The following is a 14,541-nucleotide window of genomic DNA, read 5'->3' on the forward strand; positions in this document are numbered from 1 at the left end:
GGGGCGCGGGCGCGCCGGCCCGGGCCGCGCCGGCCTCGCGGGCGGCGATCTCGGCCGCGAGCGCGCGCCGGTCGCGCTTGCCGCTCGCGGTCAGGGGCAGGTGCCCGACCGACACCACGGCGGAGGGCAGCATGTGGTCGGGCAGCCGCCCGCGCAGGCGCTCGCGCAGCAGGGCCGCGCCCTCGAAGGCCCCGCCGTCCCGGTCCTCCAGCACCACCGCGGCGACGAGGCGCCGGGTCTCCCAGGCCTCGCCGAGCGCCACCACGGCGGCCTCCCGCACGGCGGGCTCCTCGCGCAGGGCCGCCTCGATCTCGCCGGGCTCGATCCGGAAGCCCCGGATCTTCACCTGGTCGTCGCGCCGGCCGAGGCAGTCGACGCGGCCGTCGGGCCGGAAGCAGGCGAGGTCGCCGGTGCGGTAGAGGCGGGCGCCGGGCTCGCCCGAGAAGGGATCGGGCACGAAGGCGGCGGCCGTGAGGTCGGGCCGGCCGACGTAGCCCCGGGCGAGGCCGGGCCCGCCGACGTGGAGGTGCCCGACGGTCCCGGGCGGCACGGGGTTCATGTCGCCGTCGAGGACGTAGAGCCGGGCCTCGCCGAAGGGCCGGCCGATGGCGGGCCGGGCCTCGCCCGCCGACACCGGCGCGAGGCTCGCGCACACCGTGGCCTCGGTCGGCCCGTAGGCGTTGATGAAGGTGCGCCCCGGCGCCCAGAGGGCGGCGAGCGCGGCCGGGCAGGGCTCGCCGGCGCTGACCAGGGTGCGCAGGTCCGGCAGCGGGCCGGCCGGCAGGCGCGCCAGGATCGAGGGCGGCAGGGTCAGGGTGTCGATCCGCCAGCGCGCGAGGCGCTCGCGCAGCTCGGGCGAGGGCAGCAGGGCGTCGCGGGGGGCCCCGTAGAGCCGGCCCCCGGAGAGGAGCACCGGGACGATCTCCCAGACCGAGGCGTCGAACCCGAACGCGGCGGCCTGGAGCACGCGGCTGTGCGGGCCGATGCCGAGGGCGCCGCGCTGCGCCTCGGCCATCCGCCGCAGGGCGTCGTGGGTGACGAGCACGCCCTTGCGCCGGCCCGTCGAGCCCGAGGTGTAGATCACGTAGGCGGCGTCCCCGGGCTCGGGGCCGTCCGGCAGGGCCTCGTCCGGCGGCCCGTCCCGCGGCCCCGCGCCCTCGAAGCCCGTGCCCTTGGATCCCGTGCCCTCGAATCCCGCGCCCTCGCGGCGCACCACCGGGATCCCGGCGAACAGGTCGGCCCGGGCGGCCTCGCACAGGACGGCGCCGGCGCCGCAATCGCGCGCGAGGTCCCGCAGGCTGGCGGCCGGCGCGCCGGGGTCGAGCGGCACGTAGGCGCCCCCGGCCTTGAGCACGGCGAGCAGGCCGACGATGCGGTCGGGAGACGGCTCCAGGCACAGGGCCACCCGGGATTCCCGGCCCACGCCGAGCCCGCGCAGGCGGCGGGCGAGCCCGTCGGCGGCGGCATCGAGGGCGGCGTAGCTCAGGCTCACGTCGCCGTCCGGGGCCGCGAACGTGACGGCGGGCGCCTCCGGGGTGCGGCGGGCCTGCTCCTCGAACAGGCGGGACACGGCCCGGGCGGGCAGGCGCGCCGCGGCCGGCACCGGGGCGGGCGCCCGGCTCCAGCCCTCCACGATCAGGCGGCGCTCGGCGCGATCGAGGAGGTCGAGGTCGGCGAGCCGCCCCGCGAGCCCCCGCGCGAGGGCGACGAGGAGGCGGCGCAGCCGCGCCAGGAGGGCCTCCATGGCGGCCCCGGAGAAGCGGGCGCGGTCGTAGCCGACGCCGAGCGCGCAGCTGTCGCGCACCACCAGGGTCACGGTCAGCGGCGCGTCGGCCCGCTCGAACACGGCCCGGTCGTGGAGGACGAGCCCGCCCCCGCCCGGCGCCGCGCGGTGCGCCGCGAACTCCTCGTAGACGAGGAGGCTCTCGAACAGGGGCAGGCCGCGGGCGAGCCCGCTCCAGGCCTGGATCTCGGCGAGCGGCGCGTGGGCGTGGCGGCCGGCCTGCGCCTGCGCGCTCTGGAGCGCCCGCAGCCAGTCGCCGGCGCGGTCCTCGGGGGCGACGCGCACGCGCACCGGCAGCGTGTTGATGAACAGCCCGACCCGGGTCTCGACGTCGGGGAGCTCCGGGGGGCGGACCGCCGCGGCGGCGCCGAACACCACCTCCCGCTGCCCGGCGGCGCGGGCGAGCAGCAGCGCCCAGGCCCCCTGCACCAGGGTGTTGGGCGTCACGCCCGCCGCCCGGGCCGCCGCCCGCCACTCCGCGACCTCGGCCTCGGGCAGGTCCGCGAAGCGCAGGCCGTAGCCGGCCGGCCCGGGGCCGGCCTCGCCGGGGCCGGGCGGGCCGCGATCGGCCGGGGGCCCGCCGGGCTCGAACGCGAGGGGCGTCGGGGCGGCGACGCCGGCGAGGGTGCGGCGCCAGTAGGCCTCGTCGGCGGCCCGGTCCCGGCCCGCGAGCCAGGCGACGAAGTCCCCGAAGGGATGGGCCGGCGCGAGTTCCGGCGGCCCGGAACGGTCCGGCGGCCCCGAGAAGTCCGGCGCCGGGCCGGCGCAGAGCGCCGCGTAGGTGGCGAAGACCTCGTCCAGCACGACGCCCACCGACCAGGCGTCCAGGATCGCGTGGTGCCAGGTCCAGAGGAGGTGGTGGGTGCGCGCGCCGAGCCGCACCAGGACGAGGCGCATCAGCGGCGCGCGGGCGGGGTCGAGGCCCCGGCGGGGCTCCTCGGCCCTAAGGGCGTCGAGGCGGGGCGCGTGCGCGCCGGCCGGCTGCCCGCTCCAGTCGAGACAGGCGAGGGGCAGGCGCGCCCGCGGGCCGACCACCTGGAGCGGCTCGGGCAGCCCCGCCACCGCGAAGGCGGTGCGCAGGACGTCGTGGCGCGCGACGGCCCGCTCCCAGGCGGCGCGGAACGCCCCCTCGTGCAGCCGGCCCCGGAGGGTGCCGGCGAGCTGCTGCACGTAGACGTCGGAGGCGGGGTCGGAGAGGCTGTGGAACAGCATCCCGGCCTGCATCGGCGTGAGCGGGGACGCGGCGAGGGCGGCGGGCGCGGTCATCGTGTGTCCTCTCAGCCCTCGTCGAAGCGGACCAGGGCGGCGGCCCGCGCCAGCAGGTCGGGGTCGACCCGGTCGGGGGCGACCCGCGCGGGCGCGGCCGGGGGAGCGCCCGCCGGGCACGCGGCCGGCACGAGCGCCAGCCGCCCGGCGAGCGCCGCGATCGTGCGGTGCAGAAAGAGGTCGAGCGGCTCGACCGCGAGGCCGGCGCGCCGGCAGCGGGCCGCGACCTGGATGCTGCGGATCGAGTCGCCGCCGGCGGCGAAGAAGTCCTCGGTCACGCCGACGCGCTCGCGGCGCAGAACCTCGGCCCAGATCGCCGCCAGGGCGGCCTCGACGGGGGTGCGCGGGGCGGTCGCGCCGGCCTGCGCCGCCGCGGGCCAGTCCGGCTCGGGCAGCCGGCGCGGATCGAGCTTGCCGTTCGGCGTCAGGGGCAGGGCCGGGACGGCGACGCAGCGCGCCGGGACCATGGCGGCGGGCAGCTGCCCGGCGAGGAAGCGCCGCAAGGCGGCCTCGTCGGGGGCGGGCCCGGCGGGGACGAGGTAGGCCACGAGCCGTCGCTCGCCCGACGGGTCGGGGCGGGCCAGCACGGCGGCGGCCGCGACCCCCTCGTGGCGCAGGAGCGCGCCCTCGATCTCGCCCGGCTCGATGCGCAGGCCGCGCAGCTTGATCATGTGGTCGACCCGGCCGAGGAACTCGATCGCGCCGTCGGCCCGCCGGCGGGCGAGGTCGCGGGTGCGGTAGAGCCGCGCGCCCGGCCGCGGGCCGAACGGGTCGGGCACGAAGGCGGCGGCGGTGCGGTCCGGGTCGCCGAGGTAGCCGCGCCCGACCCCGACGCCGCCGACGTAGAGCTCGCCCACCACGCCCGCCGGCACCGGCGCGAGGGTGCGGTCGAGGACGTGGGCGCTGGTGTTGGCCATGGGCCGGCCGATCGCCGCGACGGGCCGGGCCGCGTCGCCGGGTCCGAGCCGGTCGATCCGGTAGTGGCACTGGTCGTCGGAGCACTCCGTCGAGCCGTAGGTGTTGAGGATCGGGATGCCCGGGTAGAGGGCGAGCCAGCGCCGGCACAGGTCGGTCGGCAGCGCCTCGCCGGTCGGCACCATCCAGCGCAAGGGCCCGGGATCCGCCGGCGCCGCCTCGGCCTCCTCGAGGAGCGCGCGCAGCATCGCGGGCACCACCTGGAGGACCGTGACGCCGCGCTCCGCCACCGCGGCCAGCAGGGCGGCGGGATCCTCGGCCACCGCCTCGGGCAGGACCACGACCCGCCCGCCGGCCGCGAGGGGCGCGAGGCACTGCCAGGCCACCACGTCGAAGGAGGCGGGGGCGTTCTGGGCGAGGGCGTCGCGCGGCCCGAAGCCGAGGTCGGCGAGCTTGGCGAGGGCGTGGTTGACCATGCCGCGGTGCTCGACCGCCACGCCCTTCGGGGCGCCGGTCGAGCCCGAGGTGTAGAGCACGTAGGCGAGGTCGCCGCCCCGGGGGGGCGGCGGCAGCGGACGGGGGGCGGCCGCCATCGCGGCCGCAATCGTGGCGACGCGCGGGCGCCGGCCCGCCGGCAGGGCGGCGAGGGCGGCCGCGAGGGCGTCCGCCGCCGCCGCGTCGGTCAGCACCAGGGCCGCACCGCTGGCCTCCAGCACCGCCCGCGTCCGCGGCATCGGGTTGCGGGGATCGAGGGGCAGGAAGGCGCCGCCGGCGCGGTGGACCGCCAGGAGTGCCGTCACGAGGTCGAGGCCCCGCGGCAGGAGCACCGCCACGAGGGCGCCCGGCGCGATGCCGAGGCCTCCGGCGAGGCGGTCGGCCCGCTCCCGGAGCGCGCCGTAGCTCAGCGCCTCGCTCCCGCAGGTCGCCGCCACGGCGTCCGGGTGCGCGGCGGCCCGGGCCGAGAACAGGGCGCCGAGGCTCTCGGCGGCGGGCAGCGGCACGTCGGGGCCCCGGCCCGCCGCCACCGCGGCGGCGGCGGCCTCGGGCGAGAGCAGCGAGACCGTGGCGACCGGCCGGTCCGGCTCGGCGCAGAGCCCGGCCACCAGGACCTCGAAGCTCTCGGCCATGCGGGCGACGGTGGCGGCGTCGAACAGGTCGGCGGCGTACTTCCAGGCGCCCATCAGGCCGCCGGCCTCGTCCCGGCGCATTTCCAGGTTGAGGTCGAACTGCCCCTCCTGCTGGTCGAGCGGCCAGGGCTCCAGCGCGAGGTCGCCGAAGGGCACGTCGGCGTCGCCGGGCGCCGGCAGGAGCGTGCGCTGCAGCGCCTCGTAGCGGTGGAAGCGCTGGAGCACGAAGGTGGTCTGGAACAGCGGGGCGCGGCTGAGGTCGCGCGGGGGTCCGAGCCGGTCGACGAGGAGCGAGAACGGCAGGTCCTGGTGGCGCAGCGCGCCCAGGACCGCGTCCCGCGCCCGGGCCAGGCAGTGCCGGAAGCTCGCCCCGGCGAGGTCGGCGCGCAGCGGCACCACGTTGACGAAGTCGCCGACGAGGTCGGCGAGCCCGGGATGGTGCCGCCCGGCGGTGGGCGTGCCGACCATGACCGAATCCTGGCCGCTGAAGCGGTGCAGGAGCACCTGGTAGGCCGCCAGCAGCGCCACGTAGAGCGTCGTGCCCTCCGCGGCCGCGAGGCGCTCCAGGGCCGCCGTCGCGGCCCCGCCGAGGCGGCGCGTCACCGTCCCGCCGCGGAACGACTGCACGGGCGGCCGCGGCCGATCGGTCGGCAGGTCGAGCACGGGCACCTCGCCGGCGAGCGCCCCGCGCCAGTAGGCGAAGGACCCGGCGTGGTCCGCCTCGCCCGCGAGGGTCCGGCGCTGCCAGCGCACGTAATCCTCGTGGCCGAGGGCGAGGTCCGGCAGGGCGGCGGCCGGCCCGCCGGTCTCGGCGGCGTAGAGCAGGCGCAGTTCGTCCATCAGCACGATCAGCGACCAGAGGTCGCCCACGATGTGGTGCAGGCACAGGAGCAGGACGTGCCGGTCCGGCGCCCGCCGCAGGAGGGTGGCCCGGAGGGTCGCGTCGGCGGCGAGGTCGAAGGGGCGCCGCGCCCGCTCGGCCACCGCCTCGCGCAGGGCGGCCTCGCTCCAGCCGGCGGCCTCGACCACCTCGAGGGCGACCGCGTGCCCCGCGATGGCGCGCTGGCTCGGCTGCCCCGCCTCCTCCCGGAAGGCCGTGCGCAGGCCCGGGTGGCGCCCGGTCGCGGCCTGGAGCGCCCGCCGCAGGGCGCCCGCGTCGAGGGCGCCGCGGACGCCCACGGGCAGCGCCATCGTGTAGGCCGCGCTCCCGGGCGCGAGCCGCCACAGGAACCACAGCGCCTCCTGGGCGTGGGAGAGCGGGTACCAGCCGCCGGCCACCCCCATGCGGGTGCGCAGGAGCGCCTTCAACTGCTGCTTGAGGGCGTCGCGGCCCTCCGCGCCGGCCGGCGGGGACGTGCCCATCGCTCACCCGCCCTCGGCGTAGCGGGCGACGAGGCGCGCCAGCTCGGAATCCGAGAGCCGGTCGAGCCCGGCGAGCAGGGCGAGGTCGCCCGGCGGCGCGGCATCCGGGCCGCCCGCCGCCGCCGGCAGCCCGGCGACGTGGTCCGCCAGCCCCCCGAGCGTCGGGTGGTCCCAGACCAGCGTCGGGGGCAGCGCGAGGCCGTACTGCTCCTCCAGGGCGGCGACCAGCAACAGGGCCGTCACCGAATCCATCCCGAACTCGCTGAACCGGTCCCCGGCCGCGATCGCGGCCGGGTCCTGGCGGTACTGCCCGGCGAGCCAGCCGGCGAGCCAGCCCAGGATCTCCCGGCTCCGGCCGGACGGGGCCGGCCGCGGGGCGTCGTCGGGCGCCCGGGGCGCCGGCGCGGCCTCGCGGGCCACGAGCGCGTCCCGGCGCTGGTCCTCGCCCGGGAGGGCCTGGTCGACGTCGCCGATGGCCTCGGCGAAGCGGGACGCCGCCGCCTCGGCGCCGGCGGCGTCGAGCAGCACGGCCTCGGCGGGCGAGGGCGCGAGCGCCCGCGCCAGGCGGCGCTCGAACGAGAGGCGGGCCCAGATCTCAGCCCTGGACAAGGTCTCGGCCCTGGACAAGGTCTCGGCCGAGGGCCCGAGCGAGGCCTCGGCCCGCGGCCGCCGCGGGTCGGCGCACGACCGGGCGCGGTGGCGCAGGCAGGCCAGGAGGATCCCGTAGGTCGCGACCTCGCCGATCCGCAGGGAGGCGTGGGCGCGGCCCGCCGCGTCGGCGGGATGGCGCGCCAGCACCCGGCCGGCGGCCTCCCGGAGCGCCTCCGCCAGGGCGGGCTCGCCCAGGACCTCCGCCACGAAGCCGCACAGGGGCCCGGGCGCGTGCACCAGCCGGGCGCCGACATGCATGTTCATCGGCTCGGTCGGGCCCTCGAAGATGCGCAGCACCCGGGCGTCGCGCAGGATCTGCGGCGCCAGGTTGGTCTCGATGAAGCCGCGCCCCGCCATCTGCTGCATCAGGTGGTCGGCGGCGCGCCAGGCGTATTCGGGACCGGCGGTCTTGCAGGCGCAGAACAGCTCGGCCGGCACCGGCGCGCCGGCGTCGAGGCGCTCGGCCACGGTGTCGACCAGGGCCTCGACGGCGGTCGCGGCGGCCGCGAGGTCGCTGATGCGCGCGAGCGCGGCGCGGCTGTCGAGGAGGCGGCCGACCGCGACGGTGCGCCGCCCGCCGTGGCGGACCATGAGCTGCACGCAGCGCTTGATGATGCCGAGGCTCAGGGCCGCGATGGTGAAGCGGCCGAACTCCATGGCGTCCATGGCGGGCGTCATGCCGTCGCCGAGGGTGCCGAGCCGGTCGGCGGCCGTGACGCGCACGCCCTCGAGCCGGACCTCGTTCTGCACCATGGCGCGCAGGCCCATGGTCAGGGCCTCGGGCCCGATGACGAGCCCCGGCCGCCCCTGGCGCAGCACGAAGCCGCCGACCCCGCCGGGCTCGCCCTCGAGCCGCACGAAGGTGTTGATCACCCCGGCCCAGCCCGCCGAGCCGCTCCACAGCTTCGTGCCCCACAGGGCGTAGCCTCCCCGCCCGTCCGGCCGGCCCACGGCCTGGAGGTTGCGGATGTTCGAGCCGGCCTCGGCCTCGGTCATCGCGAAGGCCGCGAGCTCCCGGCCGGTCGCCAGGGCCGGCAGCACCGCGTCCCGGGTCTCCGGGGTGGCGTGGCGCAGGATCGGGCGCAGGCCGAGGGCGTTGTTCACCGCCACGAACGACGCCAGCGTGGTGTCGAGGGCGGCGAGCTGCTGGACCACGGCGGCGAAGCCGCGATTGTCGATGCCGAGCCCGCCGTAGGCCCGCGGCGCCTGGAGGCCGAGCACCCCGCGGTTGCCGAGGTCGAGCACGACGTGGGGCGGGATCGAGCGGCGCTCGTCCATGAGGCGGGAGTTCAGCCGCTCGGCCGCGTAGCCGCGCAGCCAGCCCGTGAGTTCGGCCACGCCGGCGCCGGGCGCCGGCGCCCCGGCCGGGGCCCCCTCCGGCAGCGCCCGCGCGGCCGCCCCGGCGAGGGCGGGCGCGCGCCACGTGTGCAGGCCGTCGAGGCGGCCCGCCGCGAAGTCCCGCCGGCAGGCGTGGCGCTGCTTCTTGCCGCTGTGCGTCCGGGGCAGGCCCCGGGGCCCGAGCAGCACCACGCCGGCGACCTCGAGGTCGTGCGCCTCGGAGATCGCGCGCCGGATCGCCCGGACCAGGCGCTCGGCGCGCGCCGGGTCGGCGAGGGACCGCAGCGCGCCGCGCCGCACCTCCTGGGCGACGACGAGGCGCGGGGTCCCGGCGGCCTCGAGCGCGAAGGCGGCCCCGCCCCCGGGCTGAGGGCCGGGTCGCACCCCTCGACGGTCGCCTCCAGGTCCTCCGCCGCGTGGTTGACGCCCCGCACGATGATCAGGCCGTCGAGGCGCCCGAGCACGAAGAGGTCGGACCCGAGGACGCCGCCGAGGTCGCCGGTGCGCAGGAACGGCCCCTCCCCGCTCGCGAGCCGCGCCCCGAACCGCGCCGCCGTCGCGTCCGGCCGCCGCCAGTAGCCGGCGGCGATCGAGGGGCCGGAGAGCCAGATCTCGCCGATGCGCCCCGGCGGCAGCGCCTCGCCGGTCTCCGGGGCCACCACCACGACCCGCGTCTCGACCGCGAGGTCGCCGGAGGCCACGAGGGCGCGCCCGGCGCCGCCGTCGGCCGGCACCAGGGCGTCCTCCTGCATCCGGTCGGGCCGGACCCGGGCGACGACGGGCGGGCGGCCGGGGCCGCAGGCGGTCGCCACCAGGGTGGCCTCCGCGAGGCCGTAGGCGGGGCACATCGCCTCGGCCCGGAAGCCGTGCGGCGCGAAGGCTCGGGCGAAGGCCGCGACCGTCTCGGCCCGCACCGGCTCCGCCCCGTTGAGGGCGACCCGGAGGCGGGAGAGGTCGAGCCCCCGGCGCCGCCCCGGGTCGCCGTCGAGGCAGGCCTGGTAGGCGAAGTTCGGCGCGGCCGTGTGGGTGATGCGGTGGCGCGAGAGCGCCTCCAGCCAGGCGAGCGGCCGCTGCGCGAAGGCGGCCGGGGCCATCAGCACGGCCGGGCAGCCGGCATGGACCGGCTGGAGGCAGCCGAACATCAGCCCGAGGTCGTGGTAGTGCGGCAGCCAGGACAGGATCCGGCTCTCCGGCCCGATGGCGCACTGGCGCGCGAGGTCGCGGGCGTTGGCCAGGACGTTGGCGTGGCTCACGACGACGCCCTTGGGGGCGGCCGTGGAGCCGGAGGTGTACTGGAGGTGCGCAACCGCGTCGGGGCCGAGGCCCGGATCCGCCCACAGCTCCGCATCCGCGCCCGCCGCATCCTCCGCGGCAAGCCAGCGCACCTCCCCGAGGCGCGCCGCGAGGAGGGGCGCCAGGGCCGCGCCGGCGATGCCGATCCGGGCTCCCGAATCCCGCGCCACCGCCTCGAGGTGGCCGAGCGGCCGGCTGGGATTGGGCTGGCGCACCGGCACCGCGACGGCCCCGGCGTAGTAGCAGCCGAACAGGGCCGCCACCACGTCGAGACCGGCGGGCAGGACGAGGAGGACCGGCGCGCCCGCCTCGGCTCCGGCCTGCCGCAGGGCGACGGCGACGGCGCGGGCGCGCCGGTCGAGCGCCGCCAGGGTCAGGGCGGCCGTCCGCTCCCGCCCGTCGAGGAGCGTGAAGGCGACGCGCTCCGGGTCCGCGGCCGCCCCGGCCCGCAGCCGCGCCACCATCGAGCCGGGCGCTGCGGTGCCGGGCGGGGGGATCGGGTCCGAGAGATCGGGCCGGTACGCGTGCATGGTCGCCGGGGACTTCATCAGGGGGTGCGGGGAGGCCGGGTCCGGGGGAGCGCGGCGCCGGTCGGGGCCCGGGTCGGTGCCCAAGGCCGCGCTCAGCCGTCGCGGGCCGGCGCCGTCGGGTCGGGCCAGACCTCCGCCACGTAGGCGAGGCAGGCATCCTTCGGCCCGGACCGGCCGACCTCGCGCCAGCCCGCCGGCGGGGGCCGGTGCGCGGGCCAGAGCGCGTAGCGGCCCTCGTGGTTGACCACGACCGTCACGGTCTCGTCCTGCCAGTCCGCCTGCGCCTCGTCCATGCCGTCTCCTGATCGTCGTCGCGCGCCCGCGGCCGGCTCGTGGCGGCCGGCTCGCGGCGGCCGGCTCGCCGCGACGGCCTCGCGGCGCCCGTCGCGCCCCGGTTGTCGTCGGCCGGCGCCGCACTCGCGGCCGCTGTTCCGTGGCGGAACCTCTTCCGCCACTATCGCGGAAGATATTCTGTGTTCTTCCAGGAAGAATAAGGCCGAAACTCTTCGCCGTCACCGCTATCCGGAAGTTCTACTGGAGGGATATGAGCCTTGATCCCTACAGTAAACAAGGATTTTTGATAATGTTATTTTCAGTTTTGGGGTTTGATCGGCCGCCGCGGGGGTGACATGGTCTGGCGCCGCGCCGGTCAGGCCCGTGCAGATCCAGCCATGCGGAGAGTGTGATGTCGGTCGAGCAGATGAAGGCCAAGCACAAGGCCGAGAAGGAATCCCTCAAGGCGGCCGCGAAGGCGGAGCACAAGGCCGCCGCCAAGGCCGCGCACAAGGACCAGGAGAAGCAGAAGGCGCTGGCCAAGGCCGCCGGCTGACCGCCGCACCGCGCGCCGGGACCGCCTGTCCGGGGTTCCGCGCGCCCCGACGCCGTCCCGCGCCCCCCGTCGAGACCGGCCCCGCGCGGCCGGGACGCCCCCCGAGGACGATGCCCGCATGGCGATCGTGACCACTCCGCTCGACCTGCTGTTCCCGGCGCTGTTCGTCGATCTGCCCGAGGTGGCGGGACGCGGGCGGCTGCTGCTCAAGCTCGAGGGCTACAACGTCACCGGGTCCGTCAAGATCAAGCCGGCCCTGTTCATGCTCGCCGACCTGGAGCGCCGGGGCCTGCTCGCCCCCGGCGCCACCGTGGTCGAGTCCTCCTCGGGCAACCTCGGCGTCGCGCTCGCCCTGGTCTGCGCCCTGCACGGCTACCGCTTCATCTGCGTCACCGACCCCAACATCGCGCCGGCCAACCGCCGGGGCATCGAGGCCTACGGCGGCGAGGTGGTGGTGGTCGACCGCCGGGACGCGCAGGGCGGCTACCTCGGGAGCCGCATCGCCTACATCGAGGACCTGCTCGCCCGGAATCCCGGCCACGTCTGGCTCAACCAGTACGCCAACCCGGCCAATCCCCAGGCCCACGCCGAGTGGACCGCCCTCGAGATCCTCGGCGAGGTGCCGCACGTGACGCACCTCTACGTCGGGGCCGGCACCACCGGCACCCTGACGGGCCTGACGCGGCGCTTCGCGGAGCTCTCGCCCGCGACCCGGGTCGTGGCGGTGGAGCCGGAGGGCTCGGTCACCTTCGATCCGGACCGGCGCGGCCGGCGCCTGATCCCGGGGATCGGCGCCAGCCGGCGGCCCGAGATCGCCGACCCGGCCGGGCTCGACAAGGTCGTGTACGTGGCGGAGGCGGACGCGATCCGGATGTGCCACGCCCTGTCGCGGCGCCACGGCCTGCTGCTCGGCGGCTCGTCGGGCTCGGTCCTGGCAGCGGTGGCGGCGGACGCCGCCGGCTTCGCGGCGGACGCGACGGTCGTCGCCCTCTCCCCCGACCTCGGCGACAAGTACCTCGACACCGTCTACGCCCCGGACTGGGTGCGGGCGCAGTACGGCTTCGACCCGACCCTGCCGGGGGCGCAGGCCGGTCCGCCGCCCCGGCGCGAGCCGCTCCAGGCCGTGATCGCCCGCCACGCCCCCCGCCCCGTCGGGGTCGCGCCCGCCCTGCGCCGGGCGGGCGCGTGATGGCCCGGCCCGGCCCGGCCTTCGCGGTGGTCGGCGCCCGCGCGGTCGCGGACGTCCTGGCGCGCCACCGCGGCGCCGTCGCGGACATCGTCCGGGGCGCCTACCTGGCCCACCGGGACGGCCGCACCGTCAACCCGGACAGCGGCTTCCTGCGCTTCCCCGACCGGCCGAGCGCCCGGATCATCGCGCTGCCGGCCCGCCTGCGCGACGGGGGCGCCGACACCGCCGGCATCAAGTGGATCGCGAGCTTCCCCGGGAACCACGCCCTCGGGGTGGCGCGCGCCTCGGCGGTGATCGTGCTCAACGACATGGAGACGGGGTTCCCGACCGCGTGCCTGGAGGGCTCGCTCATCAGCGCGGCCCGCACCGCCGCCTCCGCGGCGCTGGCGGCCGGCCTCCTGCACGGCGAGACCCGGGCCGGGACCCTCGCGGTGGTGGGGGCGGGGCCGATCGCGGCGACCACCCTCGACCACCTCGCCTGCGCGGGCTGGCGCATCGGGCGCCTGCGCGTCCACGACCTCGCGGGCGGGCGCGCCGAGGCCCTGTGCGCGCGCCTGCGCGAGGCCGGGCAGCCGGCCGAGGCCGCCGCGACCGCGGAGGCGGCGGTGCGGGGCGCCGACCTCGTGCTCCTCGCCACCACGGCGGCGGCACCCCACCTCGTCGATCCGGGCCTGTTCACCCCGGCCCAGACGGTGCTGCACCTCTCGCTGCGCGACCTCGGCGTCCCGGTGATCCTGGCCGCCCAGAACGTCGTCGACGACGTCGAGCACTGCCTCAAGGCGCAGACCTCCGTCCACCTCGCCGAGCAGGCGACGGGCGGGCGGGACTTCGTGGCCGGCACCATCGCGGACCTGCTGACGGGCACCTTGCGGCCCGACCGGGACCGGGTGCGCGTCCTCTCGCCCTTCGGCCTCGGCGTGCTCGACCTCGCGGTCGCGCGCTTCGTCCTCGCGGCCGCCGCCGCGGAGGGCCGGGCCCCCGCCGTCGAGGGCTTCTTCCCGTGAGGCCGCTCTCCGCCCCGGGGCCGGGCGGCCTCGCCACCGCGCAGGCCGCCTGCACGGCCTGCGGCCGGCCCCACCCGCTCACCGCCCGCACCGGCGCCTGCGGCTGCGGCCGGGCCCAGCCCCTCGCGGTCCGGGCGCCCGGCGACGCCGCCGCCCTGCGGGCCGGACTCGCCGGGAACGTCCCGTCGCTGTGGCGCTACGAGGCCCTGCTGCCGGTGTCGCGGCGCTTCGCCAGCCCGCTCCAGGTCGGCTGGACGCCCCTCGTCGCGTGCGGCCGCGTCGGCGGGGTCGAGCTCCTCGTCAAGGACGAGACCCGCAACCCGAGCGGCTCGCTGAAGGACCGGGCGAGCGAGGTCGTGGTCGCGGTCGCGCGCGCCCACGGCATCGGGGAGGCGATCGTGGCCTCGACCGGGAACGCCGCGGCCTCCCTGGCCTGCATCGGGGCCGCCACGGGCCTGCGGGTCACCGTGCTGGTGCCCGAGGCGACGCCCGTGGCGAAGCTCGCCCAGGCCCTCGCGTACGGCGCCACGGTGCACCGGGTCGCCGGGAGCTACGACGACGCCGTCGCGATGGCGGGGCGGATCGCGGCCGCGCGCGGCCTCCTCGACCGCACCACGGGCCTCAACCCCTTCACCCGGGAGGGCAAGAAGACCTGCGCGTTCGAGATCTGCGAGCAGATGGGCTGGCGGGCGCCCGACTGGGTGATCGTGCCGACGGGCGACGGCAACATCCTGAGCGCCCTCTGGAAGGGGTTCGGCGAGCTCGCCCGGCACGGCGTCGTCACGGCCTGCCCGCGCCTCGTCGCCGCCCAGGCCCTCGGCTCCTGCGCCATCGCGCGGGCGCACGACCCGGGCGCCGTGCCGGCGGACGCGCCGCGCGGCACCATCGCGGACAGCATCGCGGTCGATGCGCCGCGGGACGAGGCGGCGGCCCTCGCCGCGCTCGCCCGCACGCGCGGCGTCGCCGTGACGGTGGACGACGGCGCCATCGCGGGGGCGGTGCGGGCGCTCGCGTCCCGGTTCGGCCTCTTCGTCGAGCCGTCGAGCGCCGCCGCCTACGCGGCCTTCGAGGCTCTGCGCGGGGCGGGGCGGTTCGGGCCGGGCGAGCGGGTGGTGTGCCTGGCCACCGGCAGCGGGCTGAAGGATGTCGGCCCGCTCCTCGCCGCCCTGCCGGCGGCCGCCGCCCCGGTCCGCCCGGAGGAGTGGCGCGCCCTCGCGGCGCCGCCCCCGGCGGCCCGGCGCGCCGTCTGACGCG

9 protein-coding genes are annotated in these 14,541 nt (G+C 78.4%); 4 read left to right on the top strand and 5 right to left on the bottom strand.

Annotated elements, in window-relative coordinates:
• The 5 genes from DT057_RS06605 to DT057_RS06625 all read right to left on the bottom strand — a co-directional run.
• Positions 1-3,049 (bottom strand): amino acid adenylation domain-containing protein (locus DT057_RS06605; protein ID WP_128561287.1); only part of this gene is annotated, 3,049 nt, incomplete at its 3' end.
• A gap of 11 nt (positions 3,050-3,060) precedes the next feature.
• Complete coding sequence (locus DT057_RS06610; protein ID WP_128561288.1) at positions 3,061-6,453, bottom strand: non-ribosomal peptide synthetase; 3,393 nt, start codon at positions 6,451-6,453, stop codon at positions 3,061-3,063.
• A gap of 3 nt (positions 6,454-6,456) precedes the next feature.
• A complete protein-coding gene (locus tag DT057_RS06615) occupies positions 6,457-8,442 on the bottom strand; it encodes an acyl-CoA dehydrogenase family protein (protein WP_162501343.1) in 1,986 nt (661 codons plus the stop codon).
• Complete coding sequence (locus DT057_RS06620; RefSeq protein ID WP_162501344.1) at positions 8,394-10,349, bottom strand: fatty acyl-AMP ligase; 1,956 nt, start codon at positions 10,347-10,349, stop codon at positions 8,394-8,396. The genes DT057_RS06615 and DT057_RS06620 overlap by 49 nt, the downstream gene beginning before the upstream one ends.
• An 8-nt stretch (positions 10,350-10,357) precedes the next feature.
• Positions 10,358-10,558: an MbtH family protein gene (locus tag DT057_RS06625; protein ID WP_128561291.1), complete on the bottom strand. Its 201-nt coding sequence runs from the start codon at positions 10,556-10,558 to the stop codon at positions 10,358-10,360.
• Between the two features lie 392 nt (positions 10,559-10,950).
• On the opposite strand from DT057_RS06625, the gene DT057_RS35415 reads away from it, so the two are divergent.
• From DT057_RS35415 to DT057_RS06640, 4 genes are all read left to right on the top strand, one after another.
• Entirely contained in the window at positions 10,951-11,094 is a 144-nt protein-coding gene (locus tag DT057_RS35415) for a hypothetical protein (protein ID WP_162501345.1), read from the top strand.
• A 118-nt stretch (positions 11,095-11,212) separates the two neighbouring features.
• Entirely contained in the window at positions 11,213-12,283 is a 1,071-nt protein-coding gene (gene sbnA, locus DT057_RS06630) for a 2,3-diaminopropionate biosynthesis protein SbnA (protein WP_128561292.1), read from the top strand.
• A complete protein-coding gene (gene sbnB / locus DT057_RS06635) occupies positions 12,283-13,287 on the top strand; it encodes a 2,3-diaminopropionate biosynthesis protein SbnB (RefSeq protein WP_128561293.1) in 1,005 nt (334 codons plus the stop codon). Before sbnA ends, sbnB begins: the two co-directional genes overlap by 1 nt.
• Complete coding sequence (locus tag DT057_RS06640) at positions 13,284-14,537, top strand: threonine synthase (protein ID WP_128561294.1); 1,254 nt, start codon at positions 13,284-13,286, stop codon at positions 14,535-14,537. The genes sbnB and DT057_RS06640 overlap by 4 nt, the downstream gene beginning before the upstream one ends.
• Positions 14,538-14,541: the final 4 nt, after the last annotated feature.

Origin of the sequence: Methylobacterium crusticola (genome assembly GCF_003574465.1) — a bacterium.
GTDB classification, from domain to species: domain Bacteria; phylum Pseudomonadota; class Alphaproteobacteria; order Rhizobiales; family Beijerinckiaceae; genus Methylobacterium; species Methylobacterium crusticola.